The organism is Pseudomonas sp. SH10-3B, from assembly GCF_019891415.1.
Classification (GTDB): domain Bacteria; phylum Pseudomonadota; class Gammaproteobacteria; order Pseudomonadales; family Pseudomonadaceae; genus Aquipseudomonas.
The window spans coordinates 1-26622 of the sequence record NZ_JAFLXD010000008.1; the positions used below are offsets into that span (position 1 = coordinate 1).

At 60.3% G+C, this 26622-nt stretch carries 21 protein-coding genes and 1 pseudogene; 12 read left to right on the forward strand and 10 right to left on the reverse strand.

Annotation, left to right across the window (positions count from 1 at the left end):
- Positions 1-81 precede the first annotated feature (81 nt).
- Complete coding sequence (locus J1G35_RS08395) at positions 82-525, reverse strand: Lrp/AsnC family transcriptional regulator (protein WP_053130035.1); 444 nt, start codon at positions 523-525, stop codon at positions 82-84.
- A gap of 109 nt (positions 526-634) precedes the next feature.
- On the opposite strand from J1G35_RS08395, the gene J1G35_RS08400 reads away from it, so the two are divergent.
- Positions 635-1537: a DMT family transporter gene (locus J1G35_RS08400; protein WP_223014542.1), complete on the forward strand. Its 903-nt coding sequence runs from the start codon at positions 635-637 to the stop codon at positions 1535-1537.
- Here J1G35_RS08400 and J1G35_RS08405 read toward each other — a convergent pair.
- The 3 genes from J1G35_RS08405 to fabF form a co-directional block, all read right to left on the reverse strand.
- Positions 1515-3494: a U32 family peptidase gene (locus tag J1G35_RS08405; protein WP_223014544.1), complete on the reverse strand. Its 1980-nt coding sequence runs from the start codon at positions 3492-3494 to the stop codon at positions 1515-1517. The genes J1G35_RS08400 and J1G35_RS08405 overlap by 23 nt on opposite strands.
- Before the next feature lie 70 nt (positions 3495-3564).
- Positions 3565-3945, reverse strand: a complete 381-nt coding sequence (locus J1G35_RS08410) for a RidA family protein (RefSeq protein WP_223014546.1) — start codon at positions 3943-3945, stop codon at positions 3565-3567.
- A 73-nt stretch (positions 3946-4018) separates the two neighbouring features.
- On the reverse strand, positions 4019-5287 hold the full coding sequence (gene fabF / locus J1G35_RS08415; RefSeq protein ID WP_223014548.1) for a beta-ketoacyl-ACP synthase II: 1269 nt from the start codon (positions 5285-5287) through the stop codon (positions 4019-4021).
- A 106-nt stretch (positions 5288-5393) separates the two neighbouring features.
- Here fabF and J1G35_RS08420 point away from each other — a divergent pair, with 106 nt between their 5' ends.
- Positions 5394-5882, forward strand: coding sequence for a helix-turn-helix domain-containing protein (locus tag J1G35_RS08420; RefSeq protein WP_053130021.1), 489 nt, complete (start codon positions 5394-5396; stop codon positions 5880-5882).
- Positions 5883-6004: 122 nt separating this feature from the next.
- The gene (locus tag J1G35_RS08425; RefSeq protein WP_053130018.1) at positions 6005-7360 is read left to right on the forward strand and encodes a PAS domain-containing methyl-accepting chemotaxis protein; all 1356 of its coding nucleotides are present in this window, start codon (positions 6005-6007) and stop codon (positions 7358-7360) included.
- 38 nt (positions 7361-7398) lie between these two features.
- On the opposite strand, the gene J1G35_RS08430 is transcribed toward J1G35_RS08425, so the two are convergent.
- From J1G35_RS08430 to J1G35_RS08450, 5 genes are all read right to left on the reverse strand, one after another.
- Positions 7399-8523 (reverse strand): hypothetical protein, encoded by a 1125-nt coding sequence (locus tag J1G35_RS08430; RefSeq protein ID WP_223014549.1) that lies wholly within the window; start codon positions 8521-8523, stop codon positions 7399-7401.
- Positions 8516-10372, reverse strand: coding sequence for an AAA family ATPase (locus J1G35_RS08435; protein ID WP_223014551.1), 1857 nt, complete (start codon positions 10370-10372; stop codon positions 8516-8518). Before J1G35_RS08435 ends, J1G35_RS08430 begins: the two co-directional genes overlap by 8 nt.
- On the reverse strand, positions 10373-11986 hold the full coding sequence (locus tag J1G35_RS08440; protein WP_223014553.1) for a hypothetical protein: 1614 nt from the start codon (positions 11984-11986) through the stop codon (positions 10373-10375).
- Entirely contained in the window at positions 11983-13722 is a 1740-nt protein-coding gene (locus J1G35_RS08445) for an N-6 DNA methylase (RefSeq protein ID WP_223014555.1), read from the reverse strand. The genes J1G35_RS08440 and J1G35_RS08445 overlap by 4 nt, the downstream gene beginning before the upstream one ends.
- 184 nt (positions 13723-13906) lie before the next feature.
- Positions 13907-14776 carry an oxaloacetate decarboxylase gene (locus J1G35_RS08450; RefSeq protein ID WP_053130002.1) on the reverse strand — a complete coding sequence of 290 codons (870 nt, stop codon included), beginning with the start codon at positions 14774-14776 and terminating at the stop codon, positions 13907-13909.
- A 596-nt stretch (positions 14777-15372) separates the two neighbouring features.
- Here J1G35_RS08450 and J1G35_RS30870 point away from each other — a divergent pair.
- Both J1G35_RS30870 and J1G35_RS08460 read left to right on the forward strand, forming a co-directional pair.
- Entirely contained in the window at positions 15373-15618 is a 246-nt protein-coding gene (locus tag J1G35_RS30870) for a hypothetical protein (RefSeq protein WP_262417200.1), read from the forward strand.
- A 216-nt stretch (positions 15619-15834) separates the two neighbouring features.
- Positions 15835-16502 (forward strand): annotated as a pseudogene (locus J1G35_RS08460) (FAD-binding oxidoreductase); the annotation flags it as partial.
- Positions 16503-16572: 70 nt separating this feature from the next.
- Here the strand turns inward: J1G35_RS08460 and J1G35_RS08465 are convergent.
- Positions 16573-17370, reverse strand: a complete 798-nt coding sequence (locus J1G35_RS08465; RefSeq protein ID WP_223014557.1) for an IclR family transcriptional regulator — start codon at positions 17368-17370, stop codon at positions 16573-16575.
- A 120-nt stretch (positions 17371-17490) separates the two neighbouring features.
- Between J1G35_RS08465 and J1G35_RS08470 the strand changes: the two genes are divergently transcribed.
- From J1G35_RS08470 to J1G35_RS08500, 7 genes are all read left to right on the forward strand, one after another.
- The gene (locus J1G35_RS08470) at positions 17491-18300 is read left to right on the forward strand and encodes an enoyl-CoA hydratase/isomerase family protein (protein ID WP_075944460.1); all 810 of its coding nucleotides are present in this window, start codon (positions 17491-17493) and stop codon (positions 18298-18300) included.
- 2 nt (positions 18301-18302) lie between these two features.
- The gene (locus J1G35_RS08475; RefSeq protein WP_223014558.1) at positions 18303-20387 is read left to right on the forward strand and encodes an acetate--CoA ligase family protein; all 2085 of its coding nucleotides are present in this window, start codon (positions 18303-18305) and stop codon (positions 20385-20387) included.
- 179 nt (positions 20388-20566) lie between these two features.
- A complete protein-coding gene (locus J1G35_RS08480; RefSeq protein ID WP_223014559.1) occupies positions 20567-21415 on the forward strand; it encodes an ABC transporter ATP-binding protein in 849 nt (282 codons plus the stop codon).
- Positions 21412-22179 carry an ABC transporter permease gene (locus J1G35_RS08485; protein ID WP_223014560.1) on the forward strand — a complete coding sequence of 256 codons (768 nt, stop codon included), beginning with the start codon at positions 21412-21414 and terminating at the stop codon, positions 22177-22179. Before J1G35_RS08480 ends, J1G35_RS08485 begins: the two co-directional genes overlap by 4 nt.
- 36 nt (positions 22180-22215) lie before the next feature.
- On the forward strand, positions 22216-23211 hold the full coding sequence (locus J1G35_RS08490; RefSeq protein WP_223014561.1) for an ABC transporter substrate-binding protein: 996 nt from the start codon (positions 22216-22218) through the stop codon (positions 23209-23211).
- Between the two features lie 82 nt (positions 23212-23293).
- Positions 23294-24541, forward strand: coding sequence for an OprD family porin (locus J1G35_RS08495; RefSeq protein ID WP_262417201.1), 1248 nt, complete (start codon positions 23294-23296; stop codon positions 24539-24541).
- 12 nt (positions 24542-24553) lie between these two features.
- Complete coding sequence (locus J1G35_RS08500) at positions 24554-26620, forward strand: 3-hydroxyacyl-CoA dehydrogenase NAD-binding domain-containing protein (RefSeq protein WP_223014563.1); 2067 nt, start codon at positions 24554-24556, stop codon at positions 26618-26620.
- Positions 26621-26622: the final 2 nt, after the last annotated feature.

Below are 26622 nucleotides of genomic sequence, written 5' to 3' on the forward strand. Positions count from 1 at the left end.
CGCGGGGCAAGCCCGCTCGCCACAGGAAGCCCGCTTCATCCACAACAAGCCCGCTCGCCACAGGAATCGGTGTGTTACGGGTCAGTCGTTGGTCAGCGGCGGCAAGCGTCGCTTTACTGGGGTTTTCTTGACGATGGCGGTGTTGGTTTCGGCATAGGCGTTGATCCGATCCAGCAGGCTGTCGAGATGGTCCATGGTGCGCACGTGCAGGCGCGCGATGAAGCAGTCTTCGCCGGTGACCTTGTCGCATTCGGTGAACTCGGGGATCGCCTGGATCTGGCGCTCCACTTCCTGCAATTTGCCGGGCAGGGGGCGGATGCGCACGATGGCTTGCAGCAGGTAGCCGAAGTGCTTGGGGTCGATGTCGACGGTGTAGTGGGTCAGCACGCCGCGTTCTTCCAGGCGGCGCAGGCGTTCGCCGACGCTGGGCGAGGACAGCCCGGTGATGCCCGCCAGGGCCTTGAGGGACAACCGCGAGTCATCCATCAAGGCGGCGATGAGTTGCTGGTCGATGGTGTCGATCATGGTGTTCGCCTAATAAGAAAAGGTAATTTCGGGGTTTTGCCTTTTTTAGTCGCTGGAGCCGCTCACAAGCAGATTGCCATAATTGAGCCTCACTTGAGGAGCATCAATCATGGATTCATCCATCCGTCGCGGTTCGTGGGAAATGATCGCCGCCATGCTGATTTCGGGCACCATCGGCTGGTTCGTGCTGGTGTCCGGTGTGTCGGTGATCGAAGTGGTGTTCTGGCGCTGCGTGATCGGTGGGCTGACCCTGTTGCTGGTGTGCGCGCTGCTGGGTTACCTGCGGCTGGACCTGCTCAATAAGGCCAAGCTCGGCCTGGCGATGCTCAGTGGCGTGGCGATTGTCGGCAATTGGTTGCTGCTGTTCGAATCCTATTCCCGTGCATCGATCGCCATCAGTACGGCGGTGTACAACGTGCAGCCGTTCATGTTGGTGATGCTGGCGGCGCTGTTCCTCGGGGAAAAGATCACCGTGCAGAAACTGGCGTGGCTGAGCGTGGCGTTCCTGGGAATGCTGGCGATTGTCACCGCCCATGGCGATCAGCCAACCGGCGACGATTACCTTGCAGGCATTGCCTTGGCGCTGGGCGCGGCATTGCTGTACGCGATTGCCGCACTGATCATCAAGCGTTTGAAGGACGTACCGCCGCATTTGATGGCGTTGATCCAGGTGACGACGGGCGCGCTGCTATTGGCGCCGCTGGTGCCCTGGCATAGCTTGCCGGTCACCACCCACGCCTGGGCGGCACTGGCGACGCTCGGCGTGGTGCACACCGGTTTGATGTATGTGTTGCTGTATGGCGCGATCCAGAAACTGCCCACCGCCATCACCGGCGCACTGTCGTTTATCTACCCGATTGCGGCGATCTTCGTCGATTGGATCGCCTTCGGGCATCGCCTGGGCTGGCTGCAATGGCTGGGGGTGGCGGCAATTCTGCTGGCAGCGGCGGGGTTGCAGCGGGGCTGGTGGTGGCCCCGCTCCCACAGGGTCAGTGCGTGCCCTGATAGATGAGATTTTCCGGGTTGAAATGCTCCACGGCACTGCCCGGTTGCGGCAGCCCCAGGATATGCCCCTTGATCTTGCCCACCACGTGCATCTCGCAGGGTTTGCAGTCGAACTTCAGGGTCAGCACTTCGTCGCCATGAATCAACTGCATCGGCGCGACCTTGGTCTTCACACCCGTAACACCCTTGGCCTGTTTAGGGCAGAGGTTGAACGAGAAACGCAGGCAGTGCTTGGTGATCATCACCGGCACTTCGCCGGTTTCTTCGTGGGCTTCGAAGGCCGCGTCGATCAACTTCACGCCGTGACGGTGATAGAAGTCGCGGGCTTTCTGGTTGTAGACGTTGGCCAGGAACGACAGGTGCGCTTCCGGGTACACCGGCGGCGGCGTGGTTTCGGATTTGCGCCCGCCACGCGGGTGTGCGGCAACACGGGCGGCGGTCAGCGCTTCGATCACTTCGCGGCGCAATGCCTTGAGTTGCGAGTTGGGAATGAAGAACGCCTGCGGTGCATCCAGTTCGATACGGGTGGCGTGATACTCGGTGGTACCGAGTTGGCCAAGCAGGTCGCGCAGGGTGTCCAGCGCCTGTTCCGGCTTGTTGGCCACGCCGAACGGGCCGGGCAGGGTGACGCTGGCGCAGATGCCTTCTTCGCTGGTGGCGGTGACTTCCAGCTGTTCTTCGCGCAAACGTGCGACCCATGACAGGCCGATACGGCGTTCGGCCGAGGTCTTGAGCAATGCCTGCTGCCAGTTGTGGTCCAGGTTGCGGTTCAGCGGGTGGTTGGGGCGCAACTGATGCAGGCCGGCCGGCATTTCATTCGGCTCGACGCGGTAGCGGTAGCGCTTCTCACCGTCTTCCTCAAACTCGCCCTTGGGCTCGGCGATGTTGGCGCGGAAACCCACCACTTCGCGCTTGACCAGCACATTGAGGCCGTCGCCGTTGGACAGCGGCTCATGGGTGATCACTTGCAGGTCACGCTTGCCGGCTTTTTCCACCACACCCACCGGCAGGCCGGTGAAGGTCGGGGTGTCGAAGGCGCCGATGTCGATCTTGCGGTCGCTGACAAAGTAGTCGGTGCTGCCACGGTGGAAGGTTTTTTCCGGGTCGGGCAGGAAGAAATGCGCGGTACGGCCGCTGGACGCGCGGGCGAGGTCCGGACGGTCTTCGAGGATTTCGTCGAGGCGCTGGCGGTAATAGGCGGTGATGTTCTTCACATAGCCCATGTCCTTGTAGCGACCTTCGATCTTGAACGAACGCACGCCGGCTTCGACCAGGGCGCGCAGGTTGGCGCTCTGGTTGTTGTCTTTCATCGACAACAGGTGCTTTTCAAAGGCCACGACGCGGCCCTGGTCATCTTTCAAGGTGTACGGCAGGCGGCAGGCCTGGGAGCAGTCGCCACGGTTGGCGCTGCGGCCATTTTGCGCGTGGGAGATGTTGCACTGCCCGGAGAACGCCACGCACAGGGCGCCGTGGATAAAGAACTCGATGGCGGCATCGGTCTCGTCGGCGATGGCACGGATTTCCTGCAGGTTCAGCTCACGGGCCAGGACCAACTGCGAGAAACCGGCCTGGTCGAGGAACTTGGCGCGGCCCAGGGTGCGGATATCGGTCTGGGTGCTGGCGTGCAGCTCGATGGGCGGAATATCCAGCTCCATCACGCCCAGGTCTTGCACGATCAACGCATCGACACCGGCGTCGTAGAGCTGATGGATCAGCTTGCGTGCGGCTTCGAGTTCGTTGTCATGCAAGATGGTGTTGATGGTCGTGAACACGCGGGCGTGGTAACGACGGGCGAATTCCACCAGTTGAGCGATATCGCTCACTTCGTTGCACGCGTTATGGCGCGCGCCGAAGCTGGGGCCGCCGATGTAGATGGCGTCGGCGCCATGCAGGATAGCCTCGCGCGCGATGGCGACATCGCGGGCAGGGCTGAGCAATTCCAGGTGATGCTTGGGCAAGGACATAGTTTTTTTAGTCAGGCTTGTCACGGTTGAGGCGGGCATTGTAGCCGTGAATTGCCTGACCGGCATCAACTCAGGCCTTGGCGGCCATCGCCGTGACTTCCACACGCATGCCGTCTACCGCCAGTGCAGCCACGCCAACCGCCGCGCGCACGGGCCAGGGCTTGGCGAAGAAGCGTTTGTAGACCTCGTTGAACGCTGCGCGGTCGGCCATATCGGTCAGATAAATGGTCAGGTGCATGACCCGGTCCATGCTGCTGCCGGCTTTTTCCAAAGCCACTTTCAAGGCTTGCAGGGTGCATTCGCTTTGCAGCGTGATATCGCCAAGCTCCAGGCTGCCGTCGGCACGAGTGGGGATCTGGGTGGAGACGAGGATGCCGTTGAAACCGATAACGTCGGAGGAAATCGACTCGGCATCCGGGTCGGGGGTGTAGGACAGGTCGTGGTTGGCCATGGGCGCCTCGTGCTGGCAGTGACAGAAAGGCGCCCATGGTCCCCGAAAATACCCTCAGGGGCAAACCGCTGGCTTATACCCAGCGGCGGAACAGCACGCTGGCATTCACGCCACCAAACCCGAAGCCGTTGGACAGCGCATATTCAATCGGCATGGGCCGCGCATCACCGCGCACCATGTCCAACCCTTCGGCCAGGTCATCCGGGTTTTCCAGGTTGAGCGTCACCGGTGCGACCTGATCGCGCAGGGCAAGCACGGTGAAGATGGCTTCGATGCCGCCCGCAGCGCCGAGCAAGTGGCCAGTGGCGGACTTGGTCGAACTGATCGCCAGGCGACCACCGGGCCCGAATACGGTCCTGATGGCCGCCAATTCGCCTTTGTCGCCCACCGGCGTCGAGGTGGCGTGCGCATTCAGGTACTGCACCGCGGACGCCTCGATGCCCGCCTGGCGCAAGGCCTGCGTCATCGCCCGGCGCGCGCCGTCACCGTCTTCCGGGCCAGCCGTCATGTGGTAGGCATCGGCACTGGTGCCGTAGCCCACCAGTTCTGCGATCGGCTGGGCACCGCGTGCTAGGGCGTGTTCCAGTTCCTCGATCACCAGGATGCCGGCGCCTTCGCCCATGACAAAACCGTCACGCGCCTGATCGAATGGGCGCGAGGCGCGCTCGGGTGCGTCGTTAAAGTCGCTGGACAAGGCCCGCGCCGCCGCAAAGCCGGCCAGGCTGACCCGATGGATCGCCGCTTCGGCTCCCCCGCACACCGCCACATCCACTTCGCCAGCACGGATCATCCGTGCGGCGTCGCCAATGGCCTGCACACCCGCCGCACAGGCCGTGACCGGTGCCCCCAATGGGCCTTTCAAGCCATAGTTGATCGATACATGCCCGGCGGCCATATTGCTCAGGAACGATGGAATGGTGAACGGCGACAAGCGTCGTGGCCCCTTGCTGTCGGTGGTGCGTACCGCCTCAGCGATGGCCGGAAAGCCGCCGACGCCCGAGGCGATGATGGTTGCGGTGCGTTCCTGTTCTTGCAAGGTCTTTGGTGCCCAGCCGGCCTGCTTCAAGGCTTCATCGGCCGCCGCCAGTGCGAACAGGATAAAACGGTCCATCTTGCGCTGTTCTTTGGCCGCCAACAGGCGATCAGGATCGAACCCGGCTTCAGGATCCTGCAGCACGCTCTGGACTTGGCCGCCGATGCTGATGGCCAGGTCACCGATGAGCTCTTCAGGCAGGCGACGAATGCCCGACTGCCCGTTCAACAGGCGTTTCCAGGTTGACTCAACGTCAGCACCCAGTGGCGTCAGCGCACCCATGCCTGTCACAACGATACGTTTACTCATGATCAATCGACTCCGGTTGCGTTGAGGGTTCAGACCCTATGGACGTCACTATCATGATGAAAGTAACATGGCGTCACACAATTTTGCACCGCCTCAAAGGAGCCCTATGCAGCGCAAGTCCCTGACCCGCGACGAATGCCCCATCGCCCGTAGCCTCGAACGGGTAGGGGAATGGTGGAGCATCCTGATCATGCGCGACGCGTTGCAGGGGCTGCGCCGCTTCGATGAGTTTTCGCGCAGCTTGGGCATTGCGCCGAACATGCTCACGCGCCGCCTGACGGCGTTGGTGGAGGCGGGAATGTTGGAGCGCAGGGCCTACAGCGAGCGACCGCCGCGCTATGAATATGTGCCGACCGCCAAGGGCGAGGATTTCCGCATGGTGCTGATGTCGCTGGTGGCTTGGGGCAACCGGCATTACGCCGAGGAGGGTACCAGTGTCGAGCTGGTCGAGCGGGACACGGGGCGACCGGTGCAGCCGATGTTGGCGAGTGCCGAGGGCCAGATCGTACCGTTGGATCACTGTGTGTTGCAGGCGGGCCCGGCCGCCAGCAGCGGTATGCGTGAGCGATTGGCTTCACTCGCTGCCAAGCCTTGAATCATGCGGGGTTGCGCAAGAATTTGACGTCAGAAAATAATCATTTTTACGACGTAAAGTCGCGGATTTCACGGCCGATAGCCAATCAGAGAAGGTTTTTTCCGCAGCGCTGAGGGCAGGTCATGTTCAATAAAACACTCAAGACAGAACTGGCGACCAGGATGGCCGAAGTCACCGAGTACAAAGGACTGATCAACGCCCTGGAACGCTCCATGGCAATCGTCGAATTCGACCTCAACGGCAAGGTGCTGCGTGCCAACGACAATTTCCTGAAAACCTTGGGTTACAGCCGCGACCAATTGGCGAGCAAATCCCACCGGGACTTTTGCTTGCCGGCGCTGACCAACAGCCCGGCCTACAGCCAGTTCTGGGGTGAACTCAAGGCGGGCAAGTTCGTCTCTGGCACCTTCAAACGAGTGGATGCCCACGGCAAGACCATCTGGCTGGAGGCCAGCTACAACCCGGTGCTGGATGAGCGTGGCCAGGTGCTGAAAGTGGTCAAGTACGCGCTGGACGTCACTGCTAAAGTCGAACAGGAAGCGGCGACCCGCAGCAAGCTCGTGGCATTGGACCGGGCAATGGCGGTGATCGAGTTCGACTTGAGCGGGCAGGTACTGGACGCCAACGAGAACTTTCTGCATCTGATGGGATACTCGCTGGCCGAAATCAAAGGCAAACACCACCGTCTGTTTTGCGAGCCGAGCTTGATCAACAGCAACGAGTACGCCGATTTCTGGCGACGCTTGAACAACGGTGAATTCTTCACCGGGCAATTCAAGCGTCTTGGCAAACATGGCCGGATCGCGTGGCTGGAGGCCAGTTACAACCCGGTCTACGACGGCGACGGCAAGCTGATCAAGATCGTCAAGTTCGCCAGCGACATTACCGAGCGCGTGGAGAAATTCGAGGAAGACTCTCGCGGCGCCTCCCGGGCTTACCACATCTCATCCGAGACCGAGCGGTTCGCCGAGCACGGCACCCAGGTCATCCAGGAGACCGCCAGTGAAATGCGCCGCATCGCCGACAACATCGGCGCCTCGGCAAGATTGGTCGGCCAACTGGGCGATCGCTCGGAGCAAATTACCGCCATCGTCAATACCATCCGCGGCATTGCCGACCAGACCAACCTGTTGGCGCTCAACGCTGCCATCGAAGCTGCCCGAGCGGGTGACCAGGGCCGTGGTTTTGCGGTGGTCGCCGATGAGGTCAGGCAACTGGCCGGGCGTACCAGCCGTTCCACCGCGGAAATCGCTGAGATGATCGGCATGATCCTCTCCGAGACCCGCGATGCGGTGACCAGCATGAACGCCACCCAGGAAGGTGCGCAACGCGGGGTGAACCTGGCGGACCAGGCAGGTTCGGTGATCCTGCAGATCCGCACCAGCACCAGTGACGCGGTGCAGGCCGTGAGTATGTTCGCGTCCAAACTGGATGAGTCGGAGGTTATTCCCAAGACTGCCGTCGGCTGGGTGGGATAATTCCCGCGTACCGACAGGCTTACCTGCACGGGCAGGGCTCAGACCAGGCCCAGTGCTACTTTCTCCTCGAAGTCAGCTTTTAGCTCGGTCTGCCACGCCAGCAGTCGAGCTGGATCGCAGATCACCTCAAACAATGCCTGATGCACGGCATGATTGGGTTCTGCCGCGCAAAGACGCTTGGCCATATCCAACACCGCCCGATCAAGTTCCTGGGTTGTCAGGGCGGCCTTTTTATCCACCTGCCAGCGCTCCAGCCAGCGCTGGACCCGACGGTATTCGGCGCGCACTTCTTTGCTCCAGCGTTCGCTCAGATTGAACACGCGATTCAGGTTGACAACCCTTGGTGCATCGATCGGGTCGATGCTTTCCAGTTCAACCTCAAGGTCGACCGGCAGCAGCTTCAGCGCAAACTTTCCCGCCGGTGGCCGTTTGTAGGGATGGAACCACTCTTGAAACGAGCCATCTGTGTGGACCTTGTGCGTTCCTTTATTCGGGGCCTCGTTGCAGTCGTCGCACATGGGGATGAGGTTGTCTGCGCACACTGACAGCAGCGGGAATTGCGCTTTGGCTACCCAGTGATCCACATGCGCCTTGCCCAGTTCAGCCCCACACACCACGCACGCCTCGCGAGCATCGGGATGGTCGTCGACTTTGTGAACCTGCTGAAAGTCCTGCTTGAAGAACTCGTAGGTAACCTGGCTGGGCTTGTCGTCAGTGGCATTGCCCGCGACACCATAGGGCAATCCCTTGCGCAACCCTGGCGAGTAGAACGCTTCCATCAGTATTTGCAGCGCGTCCCAGTCGGCATCGGTCTGGAATGGTTTTTTGATCGGGAGCACATGGGTGTTGGGCGCCAATGAAAAATAGCCCGACACATCGCTGGTTTTCATCACCCACTGTTTCAGGTTGTTTTTGTCGCTGATGCTGAGATCGGCCAATCGAATGGCGTGCGTCAACAGCGGTGTTTTACCCACCTTTCGCCCCAGAAAGTGCCAGAGCCATTTACCCTCGATCCGCGTGTCCAGTGCCTTGATGAGTTCTGCTTCAGTGAGTCGGCCGCTATGGACGGTGGGTTCACACAACCACAAGGCAAAGGTGTGCATCATTTTCTGGCAGGCTGCCAACGCCGGTGCCCACTTGCTGTATTGAATCGGCTTAAGCATCCGATTTGCCCTCGTAATGTTGCTTGAGCAACTCAAGGACACCGTTGCGCATCGCACCGTCTTTCAAGCTTGGCAGCAGTTGCTTCAATGCCCTGGCCTCGTCATCTTCCTTCCAGCGGTTCAACAGCACCCGCAGTTCCGAACGGTGGAAACCCGTGCCCAGGTGCGCAATCAAGGTTTCGACGCCGGCAATGTCCTCAGCCAGCGGAACTTGGATACCTTTCACCTCGTCCAGGAATTTTTCGATGCGAGCCTTCGCCCGTGAACCGATGCTGTCCTTGGCCTTGAACACCGACATCAACAGCGCCCCAGGCTCGGTGCCGAAGGTGCGTGTTTTTAATGTGCCGGCGCGGGAGTGGCCGGTGCTGTCTTTGGCGATGAAGATGACTTCCTCGTCAAACACGTCGGACAACACAATTGACGAATGGCTGGCCACCAGCACGGCGCTGTTGTCCCTGCCCATGGCGTGCTCGATGATGCTGACAATTTCGCGCTTCCAGCTGTCATTGAAATGGGTCTCGGGTTCGTCCAACAGCAGCAGCGCATCAGGCTCGCCGGCCAGCAGATAAAACAGCGCCCAGCGCCGCAGGACCATCTGTTCGCCGTCCGACATTTCGCTGTAGGCCATGATGCCTTGGTCGTGGAGGGCGTCTTCGCGACTGGTTTTGCCATCGCGACGAATGCACATCTCAAGATCGCCAACCAAGCCCAGGGCCATCCAGCGGATCAACTCATGGAAGCGACTGAATGGACTTTGGCTGGCTTCCCCAAGCATCAGCGCCAGTACGTCGCCCTGATGTTGAATGTCCTGGTTGTGAAAGCGTGCGTCGAAACAGGACGTTCGCGTAGCAGGCACATCTCCTTCGATATCGAAATAAACCCTGCGCAAGGAGCGATTCGGATGGGGGATTGCAATCACATCACCGGCCATCAGCAGCAGGTCATGGATTTTTTTCTGGAACGCGGGCGGCGCGTCCTTCACTTTATCCAAGTCAATCAGCAGGCCCACACTGACCAATTGATGCCAGCCTGCTGTTTGCAGCAGCGCGGCCAACCGAGGCTCTCCCTGGCCGCTGCGGGTAACCAGGCTATCGTGCAGCGCCACCGCCAGCAGGGCTGCATCAGGACGATTGTCGCTCAGCAGGAATGGCCGACTGAGCAGGTCACTGGCATCCCGGTTGGTATACGCCAAGGGGCTGGTTGGCGGGCTCGGCAACTCGTTGAGCCGAACGCTGCTCTCATCGTAATGAGTCCAGCCGGCCGGGCGCTCCAGGCCCTGGCCGTACAGTTCGTGATCGTTGACATCGGGGAGTGCGTCGGCGCTGAGAGGGGGTTGCCAGATGGCTTGCCAAGGCCTCCACGACCCGGAGGTGTAGGCGAGGACCTTGGGCAGCAGATCTTTCACGCCCTGGGGAAAGCTTCCCCTTGGTACCCGCGTGACGAATCCAAGTGACTCATGCCCACCCGTGCGCAACACGTCAAGGGACTCTGAAAAGACCGCTTCGGCGCAATACTTGGGAAAAGGGTTTTTAGTGCGCTGCCAGATGGCGGCTTCGCTTTGTTTGCCAGGGTTGTCGAAGACAACTTCGCAGAACTGTTCATTGGCCCCCAACTCATAGATCAGCGTAAACGGAAAACCGGGCAGTTGCCCGTCCGCCATCGCCAGGAAAATCGCGGAAATCGCCCTGAGCAGGTGGCTCTTGCCACTGCCGTTAAGCCCGGCGATGAAATGGATCCCGCAACGGTTGGCTTCATCACCCAGCACCGGCCAGGGCGCCTTGTTCGAGAAGCAGATCTGTACGTTGGACAGGGGAGGGTAACGATCGATACTCAGATAGCGCAGGCGCATTTATAACCCCAACTCGGCTTCGAGAATGCTTGCTCTCAATGCTTTGGCATCCCGCGATGCCAGGCCGTCCTTACTGCGCCAATCCTTGCTCTGCCGATAGGCGCGAAACGCCGCCAGATAAGGTGCAGCATTCCCCTTGGCGCGGGGCGGCAGGCTGATTTGCTGGATCAAGCCCAGCGCGCATAGTTGTTCCAGGGTTCGGCGAACCTGGCTAGGACTGACGTACTGATGCAAAGGGTTCAGGGCTTGCGAGGTGCAGAAGGCTTCGAAGCTTTCAGGATCGTCGACGATCAGCGCCTGGCTGCGCCCACGCAGCCCGCGCCATACCAGGCGTTGGAGCAAGGACAGTTGTTCAGTCGCCGTGGTGCGGTAGGCGCGTCTGAACGCGCTGGATAGGACCGGTGCGGCCTCGATGTCATCGTCTGGTAGTGATGGCGCGACATATGCCGGTGAAGGCGCGCGCCAACGGGTGGACAGCTTGCCGTCGAACGCGTCGCGCGCGAGTGCATGATAGAGAACGCGGGACTTTTCCAGGGCGTCCTCGATCCTCTTCACGGGCACGGCGTCAAGTATGCCAACGATGCGGTGCTGCTCGGCCAAGGGGGGCAGTGCGACCTTCATGCGTCCCAGCAGGTACATGTCGTCGAGGCGCCGCTCGGGCGTCACGGCCAGGTCGAACCAAGCAGACCTGAACAACGAGACGAGGTAGTCCGCGCTGACCCCTTCATTTGGGCGCAGCACGGTCAATGTGCGCGCGGCGAATGTCGGTACATCCCCCTTGGGCACTACGCCCACGTGGCCATAGGTAACCCGGTCGGGATGTGCGCCGAGCAGCAGGTCGCCGCTGCGAACTTCACGGCCAGGGTTGGGCATGTCGTGAAAGCGCACCAATGTCGGCCGCAGGTGAGGGGCCATAAGATCCCGCTGGCCAAAGAACGCCACCTCGGCATCGGCGGCGTACTCTGTCTCGGTTTCGTCATAGTCAGGGTTGACCCGAACGATGTCGGCCAACGTCAGCAAGGCCCAGCCGGGCCCTGGTAGCCCTAACATCAGCCGCGACGCCAGTTCACGCTTGAGGTGACGGACCCTGTCTACGGCGTCCCGATAGGGGCGCACACCGGCCTGCTCCAGCACGTCGACGATATAGCGCTGCTCGTCCATCGATGGCAGCGCGATATGCAGGTTGCGAAAAAAACCATGGGGCAAGGTTGGCTGGCTGAGCGTTGAGGTGTTACTGCGCGCGGCTTGCTGGCGCAGCCAGGGCTGCTGGAATACATGCCATAGGTAACGGGCAGATACGTTGGGGCCGGGGCGCAGAACGCTCATCTGAGGCCCGAATCCCACGCCGTGTTGCAGTTCGCCGACCACCGCCGATACCCAGCGTCCTGACGTGACGCCGGCGAACAGCATATCGCCCTGGCGAAACATGGCCGTGCCTTCAGGTACGTCTGCCAGCAAGCGCTGGCTGCTGTTCAGGATTTCGCCGGTTTCATCGTCAATTCCCGCGTAATCGACATAGTCGACGGACAATTCATCGGCAGGCAGGCTGTACCTCGGATTGAGCTTGCACAGATGCAACAACGGCACTTCCCGCCAAGGGGAAACGCCACTCATCGGCCCGCCTCCAGCAGTGAGCGCAGGTCGTCCAATCGGCCGAGAATGTCGTGCTCGATCGCGCGCAGCTCATCAATCAGCGCCAACGTACTGGTGCCCTGGGGAACCCTCGGCGCTTCAGGCCAGCGGTAATCATTGAGGTCCAGGCTCCATTGGTTGGCCTCGATACAGTGGGGGGCGAGGAAACCTTCCTGCAGCACGCCGTCGACATACAGCCGGTGTGCCATCTCAGCGGTATATTCCGGGCGTACGCGCTGGGCTTCGTCATGGGAGCCCTTGATCTGGCCGGTAAGGTCTTGCCAATCGGGTTTCGACAGCCACTCGCGAACAGGCACTCGCCATTGCTTGGTGGCATGCGCCCGGGTTGGGAAAAACTGCATGAACCGAGGGCCCGGAACACTGCCATCCAGGTCGTTGGTAGACAGCACAACGAGGTCCTTCACAACGTAGTCGTGGCCGGGCTGTTTAGTGTTATCCAGCGGCTGATAATACACATCGCTTTTCAGCCGCTTATTTCGCTGCCGAAAGTGCACCATGGCGTCGTACAGATCGTTTTTTTCCTCTCCTGCGTCGTAGAACCATACGCTGCTGGTCAGGGGCTCGATGCGGGTGTCGGGGTCTGACGCGTTTTCCGAATCCTGGGCTTTTTGGAAGACCAGCAAGGCGACAGGGGTAGAGACCTGCGGCAGTGTTCCGGGCGGCAGCAAAATCACGCCCTCGATGACATGCCGCACGAGCAATTCGTGACGCAATCTGCGCTGCGCCGGCGTAGTTCCATGGAGCACGCCCTGGGGCACTACCAACGCTGCACGGCCCTTGACTTTCAGCAAGTCGAGGGCGCGCCAGATGAACAGCAGCTCAAGCCTGCGGGTGAGTTTATTTTTTTCACCGAATGCGGCAGGCGGCAGATAACCCGCCTGGGCTGGCAGCGCATCATCGCCGACGTTGCCCAGTGGCAGGTCACACAGGACATAGTCGTAATGACCGCTTCCCAACAACCCTTTGACGGCCAGGCCGTCGAGCATCCTGGAAACACTGTTACCGGTGTGCAACTGCGCAGGGCCGAGGTTGTGCAAGAGCAGGCTCATCCAGCCGATGCGTGCCAGCGAGTTGTCGGTGTCTATCCCCACTGGGAGTCTGTGCGAAGCGGTGTCACGGTTGTTCATATAGAGTTCGGCGTCGACCAATAACCGCGCCGTACCCACGGCGGGGTCGATCAACCGGGCTCCGGGCCTGGGGTCGAGCAAAGACACCATAAATCGCGACAGCCGCGGTGGCGTGCTGCTGAGCGAGTTGCCGCCGACGGCGGCGAGGCTGAGCAGATCATCGAATACCTTGCCGGCCGAGCGTGCCGCGAGCGGTCTTTTTTCGACGAAGTTGAACAACCGGTCGACGGCCTTCAATAGCGAAACCAGGGCTTCGGGCTTGGTGGCTTCCAGCTGGAAGTAGGCGTCGCTGAACAGACCATTCAAGTCCAGGCGTTTCTTCTCGGCCCCGTCTTGAAAAACATCGAAATGGCGTAGACGCGGAAAGGCGATGCCCGAGAGGTAGGGGGCGGGGTCCCGGTTCTTCAGTAGCGCCGTCCACGACCGGTCAAGACGCCGATGCTCCAGATACTTGATCAGAATCAGGCAGGCAATTTGCTCGACGGCGACCTGAGGCGAAGACGCGAGGCCGGAGGCCACGAGGATATTCCACAGCGCAACGGCTTGATTACGGGCGTGTTCAGTCGACATCGGAGTCCTTTTCGATAGGTGTGGCGATCCAGGCGCCAAGCATAGAGGCAAATAGCCAGAATTGGCAGTCATCGCGCGGCGAACTGACGGTGCGAGTGGCTGAAAGGCAGGCCCGGCAACGTGCGGGTGGTGGGGCGGTGAATCGAAGGAGGAGGGGGATTGCCCCCCTCGTTCCTCCTCGGTATTACTCTTTTACATCCATGAACTCTTCAGCCCACGCCACGTAACTCTCCGGCAACGTGTAGGTGTGCGTCAGCTCCGTAGCGCTGAGGTTCGACGTGCTGTGGGTCAACTGGCGCTGGGCTCGCAGGCTGTCGTAGGTGGCCTTGATCGCCGCAAAATACGCGCCGTGGCCGGCAACCACCACACGCACGCCGAGGCTGGCCAGGCGTTGCGCGTCATTGAGCTTGGGGTTGCCGTAGGTCACCAGCATCAGTGGCACCGTGAGGTTTTCGGCGATCTTTTCCAGGTGTTCGAAGTCGCTGACACCGACCATGCAAATCCCATCGGCACCGGCCTTTTGATAGGCCAGGGTGCGCTCGATCACCGCTTCGGTCGGCAACACCCCGGCGTTGGTGCGGGCGATGATCGACAGCTCGGGGTCGACACGTGCTTCCAGGGCAGCCCGGACTTTGCCGATGCCTTCCTCGATGGAAATCAGGTCAGTGGATTTGCGCCCGAATTGCGCCGGCAGCAGCGTGTCTTCGATGGTGAGCGCGGCGACACCGGCACGTTCGAGCTCTTCGACCGTGCGCATCACGTTCAGGGCGTTGCCGTAGCCGTGATCGGCGTCTGCGATGAACGGCAACTGAGCGACGCGGCCAATCCTGGTTGCCTGTTCGACGAACTCACTCAGCGTGATCAATGCGAAATCGGGCGCCGCCAGTACCTGCAACGAGGCGACAGAGCCCCCCAGGATGCCAACTTCGAAACCCAGGTCGGCGGCGATGCGCGCGGACATCGGGTCAAAGACAGAAGCGGTTTCAACGCACGCGGGCGTTGCAAGCAGTTCACGGAAATTACGACGCAGGGCTGAGTGGGACTTTTTTGGCATGGTCTTTCCTGGTACTGGCCATCGTCGACATTCGATCAAAGCCTATGGGTAGACGTGCGAGATTACCATGTAGGAAAACGTAGGATTATGACTTTTTAGAATGGGGGTGGCTGGGAATAGCTGGTTTTAAGTGATTGAATTGAGGATGACCTTTTTCATTTACGTCCAATAATTACTCTTTTTAGTTACGTTATCGAGACATGAAGGGGCCATGCGTTAGGCACTACTTAGGGTGATTCGCCAGCGATTTTGTTATCGAACTTCAATGGGTATAAACGGGAGGAAACATGAATACCGCACCAGTGAGTGCAACTGTCTATATATGTTATCCCAGTGGTGTAAATTTTGGCCACGAGTCCATGTACATCGGCGATCCCAAGACCGGCAGAAATGTTGAATACGCCTGCTATAAATTCAGCATTCATGGGCGTACATCGGTGTAAAACTCCAGCTACATCAGTTGGTGGCCGTCTTTTCGCCCAGGACTGTTTGACAAGTCCGAGCATCAAGCGAAGTTTTTTCTAAAAGAGGATGTGGTGGCAGAACGCGCTAGATCGCACGTCGTTTATACCCTTCATGGACTCAATGAACAGAAAATGCGCACAGCCTGGTTGAGCATTCGCGATAAGCCGCATGCGCATTATCAAACGCTGCGCAAAAGTTGCGCGACAGTTGTGTTAAGTGTTCTGAAAGCCGGCGGTGCGCTGGAAAAACTGCCCTTGGCCAAGCGCGTATGGTTTTCGAATAATGTGTTTCTGACACCCATCAATATAGCCCAGGTCTGCAACGAACTGCGCGATGCCAAATCCGCAACCAAGGTCAGGAGTATGAGGTGCCCTTAGAAAGGAGCATCCAGCTTTGGACTTCGCTAGGCGTAGAGCCCTGTGTCGAGACGTGCACCTGCAACGATCCTGAACACAGAGCCCCCCGTCGCCTCTTACCGCCTTCAATTCTGCTCCAGCACCATCGGTAAATACATATTCCCCACCACCAGCAACGGCCGGCGGTCCTCCACCAGCGATGAATACAGGGTCAACGAAAACACCCATTCCCCGCCATCGTTCTGCCGCCAGTATGGTATTCGCTTCCCGCAAGCGACGATTCGTCAGACGGTGCTTTCGGTCGCCGCCCCGAGCCAGGACATTCCCAGTGCGCTGCATACCGTCGGCGCGTCCATGACCCGCCGCTTTGATGGTGGTTACACGCTGGTGATCAGCGGCCGAGGTCGAGTCGACATCACGCCGCAGTTGCTGGGGTTCTCGGCGCAATTCTTGCCGATGTTTCAGCGTCGCTGGCGCAACTTTGCGCCTGGGGGGCTGGAAGGCTGGCGCGCAGGCCACGAAAGCTTGAAGCGCTGGCGCCTGGACCAGCCCACGCCGATGGAAAGAATGCGAATTCTTGATCCAAGCGCTGACACCTCGGCCGTTGCGTTGACTTACAAGCGGGCGGTGGAATTGGTGCCGGCGTTCCAGGGGGCGTCCATCAAGGCGGCCTGGCCGGTTATGTGGACAGTACTCCGGACGGTGTTCCTGGTATCGGCGAAATGGCCAGCCTGCCAGGGTTGGTGATCGCGGCCGGGTTCAGCGGGCATGGTTTTGGCATTGGCCCGGGCGCAGGTCATCTTATTGCCGATATTGTCAGCGGTATGAGCCCCATTGTTGATCCGCGTACTTATCACCCGGACCGTTTTCAAACGTCCGCCTGGGGCGAGGTCGCGGGCTTTTGAGCTGAAGGCGTTCTGTTGAAAACCTCTTGAGCGCGCCTTCCGCCTTCCGGCCAGGCTGTTCAGCCCGTGATTAGCGGCCGTCGCTGTCGAAACTGGCGCGGATCTTGTCAGCCAGGACCATCAAGGGTTCGGCATATTGAGCGATCACAGCGTCAATCGACTTAGGGGTGGATACGCTGATGTTCACTATGTGGTCCTGGTAATTATGGATGCCGAGTGGCGTGGAAATGGCGACGACTTCGGCCTGCCAGGAAGCCGCGCAATACCCTACGAGTCGCACGCTTTCGCAGGCGTCGGCAATTTCCGTTTCAAGCACTTTCCACCTGTTATCGCAGCGTCTTGCCTTGAAGATCGCCATAAGCGCCTGCCGCTCTGGCGCACCCACTGTCGCCAGGAACGCGCGCCCAAGGGAGGTAAACTCCATCGGGACCCGCTGGCCCGTTTGCACGGTCCTGGGCGTGTTCTTGCGACTCAGGCGGATGGACTCCAAGTAAATCATCTCATCGCGGTCAGCGGCGGCCAGCCCGACATTCACCCCCAACGCGTGGGCCGCTTCGCGCATTAATGGCGCGGCGATCTGCACCAGCGAACTGCTGTTGTACATGGAGTTGGCGAAGCAAAGGGTGGCGGGTGCGAGGCGATAAGCACTGCGTTGGCCGTCGTACACCAGCATGCCGCTGTGGATCAGCGTCTGGGTCAGGCGACTGGTCGTGGATTTGGACAAACCTGTGCGTTCGCTGATTTCGCCATTACCCAAATACTCGGTGCCCGCGCGAAAGGCTCGCAGAATTTCAAGGCCGCGTTCCAGCGAACGGTTGATCGGCGCCTTGCCGGCACCCGGCGTGTCAAACCTGTCGTCCACGTTCATCGCGTTCCATCCAGTGGAATTGGCAGATTGTCAATCATGGGGAGCTCCATAGACTCGGGATCAGCGCAAGGCCCTTCAGTCTGGGCCGCTGCCAAGCCAACAACAAGAGAGAGATTTCCCATGACGATGTTGCAAAGTGTTACCTCGCCCATCCACATGGCCGTCGATGACGATGGCATCGCGGTGCTGACCCTTAATCGACCCGAAGCGCGCAACGCCATCAGCGACGAGATGCGCAGCCACATGATCGAGTTGCTGGAAGAAGTGGCCGCAAACAGCCAGATCCGCGCTCTCATCATCACCGGTACCGGCAAAGGCTTCTGCGCGGGCGGCGACATCAAGGGCATGGAAAAACGCATGAGCGCGCCGGCGGGCGAGGTGGCCTATAACGGTTGGAAGCGCCAGCAGCGCGTGCATCATGCGGTCTCCCTGTTGCTCAACCTGCCCAAGCCGACCTTGGCCGCCGTCAATGGTGCCGCCACAGGGCTGGGTTGCGACCTGGCATTGAGCTGCGATTTCGTGGTGTCTTCCCGACAAGCCAGCTACGCCATGAGTTATATCGCACGCGGCCTTATCCCCGACGGCGGCGGCTTGTACCTGTTGCCGCGTCGGGTCGGACTGCCCAAAGCCAAGGAATTGATCTACACCGGTCGCCGCGTAGAGCCCGACGAAGGCCTCGCGATCGGCCTTGTGGACCGAGTGGTTGAACATGACGATCTGCTGGACGAAACCCGCCGCTGGGCGTTGGAACTCTCTGCCGGTTCGGCGACCGCGCTGGCATTGAGCAAATCCATCCTCAACAACAGCTTCGAACTGACCCAGGCCCAGGTCTTGGCCATGGGCAGTCAGGCCCAAGGCATCTGCTACACCTCGGCTGAACATCAGGCGTCGGTGGCGGCTTTTCTGGCGGCCAAGGCGAAGAGGGCATGAGCATGGATAATATTTCCCGCCTGATGAACCCGCGCAGTGTCGCGGTGATCGGCGCCTCCGGCGATGCACAAAAAACCTCCGGGCGGCCCATCGCGTTCCTGCGTAAACATGGTTTTGAAGGTCGCTTGTACCCCGTCAATCCGCGTTATACCGAGATCGATGGCTTGACCTGCTACCCCTCGATCGCCGCCCTCCCAGAGGTGCCGGACGCCGCCATCATCCTGCTCGGCCCCGAACGTGCCAACCAGGCCGTTGCCGAACTGGCGGCCATGGGCACCCCGGCGGCCATCGTGCTTGCCGGTGGCTACGGCGAGGCTGGCGAAGCGGGCATCGCGCGCCAGCAGGCCTTGCACAAGGCGCGAGGCAACATGCGCATCCTGGGGCCGAATACCATCGGCCTGATCAACCTTACCCAGGGCATCACCTTGTCGGCCAGTGGTGCGCTGGATCAGGATGCATTGAGAGCGGGTAACATCGCGGTCATTTCCCAGAGTGGCGGGATCCTGGGCTCGCTCCTGTCCCGTGGTGCTGCCGCCGGCATCGGTTTTTCCAAGCTGGTGGCGACCAGCAACGAAGTCGACCTGGACGTCGCCGATTTCGTCGATTACCTGGTAGATGACCACGCCACCGAAGTCATTGCTCTTTACCTTGAAGGGCTGCGCGACACCGAGAAATTCAGCCGCGCAGCACTCAAGGCGCGAGCCGCCGGCAAGCCCATCGTGGTGTTCAAGGTCGGGCGCTCCGAAGCCGGGGCCCGTTCAGCTGCTTCCCATACCGGCGCCCTGGCCGGAGCCGACGCACTCTACGACGTGTACTTCAAACAACTGGGCATCGTGCGTGCGCAGACGTTTGCCGATCTCCTCGACCTGCCGTTCGCGTTGGCCAGTCGGCGCACAATGGCGGGTAACCGGGTGGCGATTCTGACCTCGACCGGCGGCGCGGGCACGCTGATCGCCGATGCCCTGGGCGCCAATGGTTTTGACACCCCGCCGCCGGGGGAGGCCACCGCTGCACGCTTGCGTGATCTGGACCTCGGCGACCAGGCGGTGCTCGACCGCAACCCTATCGATCTGACGCTGGCCGGGCTGCAGCCGCAGATCATGCAGGAGGCCATGCGCATCCTGCTGGAAAGCGTGGACTACGACGCGGTCATCAGTGTGGTGGGCTCATCCGGCGTTGCGCGCCCGACGCTGATGGCCGACGCCATCCGTGACAGCCAGCGCGACAGCAGCAAGCCTGTGCTCGCCTATGTCAGCCCTTACGCACCGCAAGCCTTGCTGCGCATCAACAGCAACCAGGGCGTCGCCTTTACTGCGCCGGAGGCTTGCGCGAGTGCATTGCTGGCACTCAAGGCCAAAGCCTGCGTTGTTCAGGACACGCCGCGAGCGCAATCAAGCCAGCATATGAGCGCCGAGGACGTGGAGCAGTTGCCCGGTGGAACCCTGGATGAACAGCAGAGCAAAGTCCTGTTTACCCGTTTCGGCGTGCCCGTTACCCGCGAGCAGGCGGTCGCGGATGCCGGCGAGGCCATCGAAGCCGCCCGGACGCTCGGCCCGAACGTGGTGCTCAAGGTGCTCTCCGAGCGCATCCCTCACAAGACCGAAGTCGGCGGTGTCGCACTCGGCCTGACCGAACACAGTATCGGTCAGGCATTGGACGACATGCGCCGCGTTGTCACCCAGAAGGCGGGGTTCGCGCCCGAGCGTTTCCTTGTTCAGGAGATGGTCAGCGGCGGTCACGAGCTGATCCTCGGCTTCCACCGCGACCCGCAACTGGGGCCCGCGTTGCTGCTGGGTATGGGCGGTGTCAGCGCCGAACTGCTGCGCGATACCAGCATGCGATTGCTGCCGATCTCGCGCAATGACGCGGACGCAATGCTGCGGGAGCTGAAAACCTTCGCACTGCTCGACGGTTATCGCGGCGCGCCCAAAGCCGATATCAACGCGTTGGTCGACTGCATTCTCGCCTTCGCCGATATGGCCACCACCCTGGGAACAAAGCTGCAAGAGGCCGAGATCAACCCCTTGCGCGTGCTGGCCGAAGGGCAGGGCGTGAGGGCGGTGGATGGCCTCACACTGCTGGCCTGAGGCATCACCTGTTCCACTGTGTGGAATAGGTGGATTGACCCCCGAACCCCCGGTTTCATAATCAAGACAGCTTCATCAACGACTCATAAAAACAAGTAGGTCGCTATGAACGTACTTAATTGCACATCGAATCAACCTCTCCCTCTGGGTAACGTCCATTTTCAGCGCGGGGGCCCATCATGCCTGTCGCATTGAAAGCCATCACCCAGCCCAAAGGCGCCGAACGCGACGAGCAGGCTTCATCGCTCATCCAGTTTGTCGGCGTGTCCAAATCCTTCACCGTCAAGGGCGTTGCCAAACAGGCCTCCCATAGCATCAACCTGTCGATCAAGAAGGGCGAAGTAGTCACCGTGGTCGGGCCGTCGGGCTGCGGCAAGTCCACCCTGCTGAACATGGTCGCGGGGCTGTTCGCCCCCACCGAAGGTCAGGTGGTCTACAACGGTAAGGCCGTTTGCGGGGTCAATGGCCGTACCGGTTACATGACCCAGAGTGACCACTTGCTGCCTTGGCGTGACGTGGTCGGCAACATTGCCGTGCCGTTGGAAATCCAGGGTATGGCCAAGGCCGAACGCCGCGTGCGCATCCAGGAGCTGGTTCGACTCGTGGGTCTGGAAGGCTTCGAAAAGTCCTACCCCAGCCAGCTCTCCGGCGGCATGCGTAAACGTGCGGCACTGGCCCGCCTGCTGGCGTACGACCCTGAAACCCTACTGATGGACGAGCCGTTCGCCGCACTCGATGCGCAACTGCGCATGCGCATGCAGACCGAGCTGATCCGGCTCAGTCGCCGGTTGAACAAGACGGTCATCTTTGTCACCCACGATTTGGATGAGGCCGTGGCACTCGGTGATCGCTGTCTTATCTTCGCCGGCCGTCCCGGCACCATCGTCAAGGACGTGCAGATTCCCCTAGGCGAGGAACGCAACATTCTGCAGTTGCGCAAAGACCCTCGCTATCACCAGCTCTGCGGCGATTTGTGGGACTTCATGACCCCGTCTTTGAACGATGCAGCAAAGGATCATCAAGCATGAACATTTTCCTTGGACGCCTCGCGATTTTCATCGTGCTTTTCGGCACCTGGCAGCTCTCTTCGGGGCCGTTGATCGACCCCTTCTTCGTCAGTTCACCCAGCGAGATCGCCGGCAAGTTCTACGAGCTGGTCATCAGTGGCAGGCTGTTTTCCCATGGCGGGATCACGGTGGTGGAAACCCTCGCAGGCTTCGTACTGGGGGCGACCGTCGGGATTGCGGTGGGGTTGCTGTTGGGTCGTAACGAGTTGCTGGCCAAGCTGCTCGATCCAATCCTGATCTCGATCTACAGCCTGCCGAAAGTGGCCCTGGCGCCGCTGTTCATCATGTGGTTCGGCATTGGCATCGAGATGAAGATCATCCTGACCGCCACCATCGTGTTCTTCCTGGTGTTCCTCAACACCTACAGCGGCGTGCGTGCGGTTGACCGCGAGCAGTTGGAGATCCTGCGCCTGATGGGTGCCCGCGAACATCACCTAATCACCAAAGTGGTGTTCCCCTCGGCGATCCAATGGGTGTTCACCGGCCTCAAGCTCTCGGTGCCGTATGCCCTGATCGGCGCGATCGTCGGCGAAATCATGGCCTCCAATCGCGGGCTCGGTTACCTGCTGCAAGATGCAGCCGGGCAGTTGGACACCGCCGGCGTATTCGCCGCACTGGTCGCGATTATCGCCCTGGCACTGCTGCTGCAAGCGGTTGTACGGATGGTGGAAACCCGTCTGATGCCGTGGAAAAAAGACCTGGGTGATCGTGAAGCTTCGGTTTGACCTGTTCATAACGCACAAGAAAATACAGGTGTACATATGTCTATTAAAACGCTGATTGCAAAGATGGGCCTGGTCGCTTCGCTGGTGGCCGCGAGCGCCGGCGCACATGCGCAGGACATCAAGGTGGCCCTGGGCACCGACGGCTTCGTGCACATGCCGCTGTTCGTGGCGGTGGATGGCGGCTATTTCAAGAAGCAGGGTATGAATGTTGAACTTATCAAGTTCAAGGGCGGCGGCGCCGCGACATCGGGCCTGGCCAGTCGAACCGTGGAGTTCTGTTCGTGCGCGATCCAGAATTCGATCAACGCTAAATTGAAGGGCGCTGATCTGACCCTTCTGGGACGCCTGGTGGGACAGTATGCAAGTAACGTGGTCATCAGCCAGAAGAAAGCCGACCAACTCGGCCTGACCGCGCAGACCCCTATGGAAGAACGCCTGAAGGCGATGAAAGGCTTAAAGATCGCCGTCAGCGGCGCGGGGGGCAGCGCCGATTTCCTGGTGCGTTTCCTTGGTGAAAAGGGTGGACTCTCGGCAGAGAAAGATTTCACCCTGCTTTACCTCAACAGCGCCAGCGCCATTCTGACCGCGTTCTCCCAAGGACGAATTGATGGCTTTGCCTTGTCCTCGCCCACCTCGGACAGCGCGATTATCGAGCACAAAGGGTTCACGCTGTTGGACATGGCCGACGGGCAGGTCAAGGAACTGGATGGCTATCCTTCGATTGCCTTGAGCGCACGCAGACAGTGGGCCGATGAAAACCCGCACACGGTCAAGCAGTTCCTCGACGGCCTCGCGCAAGCGACCAAGCTGATCAACGAAGACCCTGAGCAAGCGATGAAACTCGTGCGTGCTCGTTTTGAAGGCACCCCGGACAATGTCTACGCAGCGGCGTGGAAGTCCAACAAACACTCGTTCCCGCAAACGCCTTATCTGAGCGAAGAAGACGTAGCCCGGGCCATTGCATTTCTCGGCAAGATTCAGGGCCAATCGATTCCTGGCAAGGCCAGCGACTACATGACCTCAGTACGCTGATACCCCTCTCAACATTGACGCACGTACCGGCCCACCGACCTCAACCGAGTTCGGTGTGGCTGGGTACGGCCCGGAATTGCTCATGAATAATAAGAAAACAGCTGCATCCTGGGGCGTGATCGTCGCCGCCGGGCCATGGCTTGCCAGTGCACAGGCCGCGGATTTCCTGGGGGATGCCAAAGTCGACCTGGAGCTGCGCAACTTCTACATGAACCGCGACTTTCGCGATGGCAGCGGCCAATCAAAGCGCGATGAATGGGCCCAAGGCTTCATTCTTCGCGCGCAGTCGGGCTACACCCCAGGATTCGTCGGCTTCGGCCTGGACGCTATCGCTATGGTCGGACTGAAACTCGACTCCAGCCCGGACCGCACCGGTACCGGCTTGCTGCCGGTTCATGATGACGGCAGGGCACCCGATGAGTATTCCAAAGCCGGGCTGACCGCAAAAATGCGCGTGTCCAAAACCGAGCTGAAGGTGGGCACCTTGATGCCCAAGCTGCCCACGTTGCAATCGAACTTCGGCCGCTTACTGCCGCAGACCTTTCGCGGCGGCATGCTCGAATCCCGAGAGTGGGGTGGCTTGGAGCTGATAGGCGGGCACCTTGACCAAGCCACTGATCGCGATGTCACCGGCGCGCAAGGGTTGGCCATCAATAATAAAAACCGGCGATTCAGCGGCCAGTTGGATGGCGGTGCCTTTGAGTTGGCAGGCGCGGCCTATCGTTGGAAGACGGTGCAGCTGACTTACCAGGCCGGTCGTCTGGAGGATGTCTACCAACAGCATTACCTGGGGTTCAGCAGCGCCAACGACATCGGCGAGGGCAAGTTCAAGTCAGACCTGCGGCTGTTTATCACTGATGATCAAGGACAGGCACGCGCCGGGCAGATCGACAATCGCGCATTCAGTGTAATGGCGACCTACGAATGGCGTGGCAACGCATTCAGCCTGGGTTACCAGGCCATGAGCGGGGATTCGGCGTTTCCCTACGTCGAGGGCACCGACCCGTATCTGGTCAACTTCGTGCAGGTGGGCGATTTTGCCGAGAAGGGTGAGCGCTCCTGGCAACTGCGTTATGCCCGTGACCTGGCGTCATGGGGCTTGCCGGGGCTGACCTTTATGACCCGCTATATCAAAGGCACTGATGCACAGGTGCTGACCACCGATTCAGGCCGCGAGCGCGAGCTGGATCTCGAATTGCAGTATCGGGTACAGAGCGGATCGCTCAAGGCCCTGGACATACGCTTGCGCAACGCTGCGTATCGCTCGGATTTCTCGCGCAATGCCAACGACACGCGGGTGATCCTCAGCTATCCCATTTCCTTCCTCTGACTGGTAACCCTTATGGATGCATTGGTAAGCCTGAAAACAGATGACGGCATCGCTGTCATCGCCATCAATAACCCGCCGGTGAACGCCTTGTCCCAGGGCGTCCGGCAACAGCTCTCGGCGTGTCTCGCGCGGGCCGGGTCCGACCCTGCGGTGCAGGCCATTGTCATCATCTGCCAGGGCAAGACGTTTGTGGCCGGCGCCGATCTCAAGGAATTCGACCAGCCGCTGATGGAGCCCCATCTGCCCGACGTTCTGAGTACCATCGAAAACAGTCAGAAGCCGGTGATCGCAGCCTTGCATGGTTCGGTGCTCGGTGGCGGTCTGGAGTTGGCGATGGCGTGTCATTTACGTATTGCCGCTGCGCACACGGTGTTGGGCTTGCCGGAGGTCAGCCTGGGTTTGATACCTGGCGCGGGAGGTACCCAGCGGCTGGTTCGCCTCTGTGGGCCGCTGGTTGCCGTGGATGTCGTGATTGGCGGGCAGCGCCTGACGGCGATGCAGGCTCAGGCCGTCGGGCTGGTCGACCACTGTGTGGTCGACGACCTGCCAGGTGCGGCCATCGAACACGCCAGGCGCTTTATCCTTACCCATCCTTTTTGGGAGCGCACGCGGGATCGGTTGATGCTTGCCCACAACAGCGCTGAATTCGAAACGAAAGTCACTGCAGTGATGAAGAAGCTGGCTGGGCAACAAGCGCCCCAGGCCGCGCTCAAGGCCATCAATGTGGCGCTGACCGAGTCGTTTGACGCCGGCATGGCGCTGGAGCGCGATTTGTTTATCGAACGGCGGCAATCGGCCCAGGCCAAGGCCTTGCGGCATCTGTTTTTCGCCGAGCGAGCCCTGGCGGGTCGCACGCGCAAGCTGGCCGCCAATGGCCCGGCAAATGCGATTCAAAAGGTCGCGGTGATCGGTTCAGGCACGATGGGCAGCGGGATTGCTATTTGCGTGGCCAATGCCGGTGTTGCTGTGAGCCTGATTGATGTACAAGACGCCGCGCTGCAACGCGGCGTAAAGCACATTGATGACTATTACCGCGACGCATTGCTTAAGGGGCGTATGGATGAGCAGGCCTGTCAGGAACGTCGGGCATTGATCTTGCCATCGACGTCAATGGGCGCTGTGGCGGACGCAGACCTGGTCATCGAAGCTGTTTTCGAAGACATGGAGGTCAAGCGCGAGGTATTTCGCCAGTTGGATACCCTGTGTAAGCCGGGCGCCATTCTGGCGACCAATACCTCGTATCTGGACGTCGAGGCCATCGCCGATTGCACCCGTCGCCCGCAGCAGGTATTGGGAATGCACTTTTTCAGCCCAGCGCCGGTGATGAAACTCCTGGAAGTGGTGCGCACTACCCAAACGGATAGGTCTGTGCTGGCTGCCGTGCTTGGCTTGGCGCTGCGACTGGGCAAAGTGGCGGTCACCGTGGGGGTGTGCGACGGTTTCGTAGGCAATCGGCTCCTAGCGGCGCGAGAGCGCGAAGCCATGTTCCTGCTGGAGGAGGGGGCTTCGACCGAAGCAGTCGACCGGGTAATGCGTGCGTTCGGCTTTCCCATTGGCCCCTTTGAACTGCGGGACATGGCTGGCGTGGACGTCGCCTGGCGTAACCGTCAGGGGCGTTTGTCGCAGTTGAGCGAGCGTGAGAAACGCTGCGATTGGGTCGATACGTTGTATGCCGCAGGTCGGCTCGGGCAAAAGGCTGGCAGCGGGTTCTATCGCTACACGTCAGGCAGCCGCCAAGCGTTGCCGGACCCTTGGCTGGCAGAGTTGTTGGCGGATCATCGACAACAATGGAGCATCACCCCCCGCAGCATCACCGATCAGGAAATTGAAGAGCGCTGTTTGTCTGCGATGGTCAACGAGGCCGCCTGGTTGATCGAGCACGATATCGTCGCTCACCCTGCTGACATCGATCTGGTGTGGATTCATGGCTATGGCTTCCCGCGCTACAAAGGCGGGTTGACCTACTATGCCGATCAGATAGGGCTCGGCGCTGTGACGAGGGCGCTCAAGCGCTACAACCTTGAGGGCAAGGCGCTCTCGACCTTTATGACTCGCCAGAAAACCTTCCACAGCAACTGACG

Excerpts from the sequence above, each read along its gene's own strand:
- J1G35_RS08395 (WP_053130035.1), bottom strand. The coding sequence starts at position 525 with ATGATCGACACCATCGACCAGCAACTCATCGCCGCCTTGATGGATGAC.
- J1G35_RS08400 (WP_223014542.1), top strand. The coding sequence starts at position 635 with ATGGATTCATCCATCCGTCGCGGTTCGTGGGAAATGATCGCCGCCATG.
- J1G35_RS08405 (WP_223014544.1), bottom strand. The coding sequence starts at position 3,494 with ATGTCCTTGCCCAAGCATCACCTGGAATTGCTCAGCCCTGCCCGCGAT.
- J1G35_RS08410 (WP_223014546.1), bottom strand. The coding sequence starts at position 3,945 with ATGGCCAACCACGACCTGTCCTACACCCCCGACCCGGATGCCGAGTCG.
- fabF (WP_223014548.1), bottom strand. The coding sequence starts at position 5,287 with ATGAGTAAACGTATCGTTGTGACAGGCATGGGTGCGCTGACGCCACTG.
- J1G35_RS08420 (WP_053130021.1), top strand. The coding sequence starts at position 5,394 with ATGCAGCGCAAGTCCCTGACCCGCGACGAATGCCCCATCGCCCGTAGC.
- J1G35_RS08425 (WP_053130018.1), top strand. The coding sequence starts at position 6,005 with ATGTTCAATAAAACACTCAAGACAGAACTGGCGACCAGGATGGCCGAA.
- J1G35_RS08430 (WP_223014549.1), bottom strand. The coding sequence starts at position 8,523 with ATGCTTAAGCCGATTCAATACAGCAAGTGGGCACCGGCGTTGGCAGCC.
- J1G35_RS08435 (WP_223014551.1), bottom strand. The coding sequence starts at position 10,372 with ATGCGCCTGCGCTATCTGAGTATCGATCGTTACCCTCCCCTGTCCAAC.
- J1G35_RS08440 (WP_223014553.1), bottom strand. The coding sequence starts at position 11,986 with ATGAGTGGCGTTTCCCCTTGGCGGGAAGTGCCGTTGTTGCATCTGTGC.
- J1G35_RS08445 (WP_223014555.1), bottom strand. The coding sequence starts at position 13,722 with ATGTCGACTGAACACGCCCGTAATCAAGCCGTTGCGCTGTGGAATATC.
- J1G35_RS08450 (WP_053130002.1), bottom strand. The coding sequence starts at position 14,776 with ATGCCAAAAAAGTCCCACTCAGCCCTGCGTCGTAATTTCCGTGAACTG.
- J1G35_RS30870 (WP_262417200.1), top strand. The coding sequence starts at position 15,373 with ATGCGCACAGCCTGGTTGAGCATTCGCGATAAGCCGCATGCGCATTAT.
- J1G35_RS08465 (WP_223014557.1), bottom strand. The coding sequence starts at position 17,370 with ATGAACGTGGACGACAGGTTTGACACGCCGGGTGCCGGCAAGGCGCCG.
- J1G35_RS08470 (WP_075944460.1), top strand. The coding sequence starts at position 17,491 with ATGACGATGTTGCAAAGTGTTACCTCGCCCATCCACATGGCCGTCGAT.
- J1G35_RS08475 (WP_223014558.1), top strand. The coding sequence starts at position 18,303 with ATGGATAATATTTCCCGCCTGATGAACCCGCGCAGTGTCGCGGTGATC.
- J1G35_RS08480 (WP_223014559.1), top strand. The coding sequence starts at position 20,567 with ATGCCTGTCGCATTGAAAGCCATCACCCAGCCCAAAGGCGCCGAACGC.
- J1G35_RS08485 (WP_223014560.1), top strand. The coding sequence starts at position 21,412 with ATGAACATTTTCCTTGGACGCCTCGCGATTTTCATCGTGCTTTTCGGC.
- J1G35_RS08490 (WP_223014561.1), top strand. The coding sequence starts at position 22,216 with ATGTCTATTAAAACGCTGATTGCAAAGATGGGCCTGGTCGCTTCGCTG.
- J1G35_RS08495 (WP_262417201.1), top strand. The coding sequence starts at position 23,294 with ATGAATAATAAGAAAACAGCTGCATCCTGGGGCGTGATCGTCGCCGCC.
- J1G35_RS08500 (WP_223014563.1), top strand. The coding sequence starts at position 24,554 with ATGGATGCATTGGTAAGCCTGAAAACAGATGACGGCATCGCTGTCATC.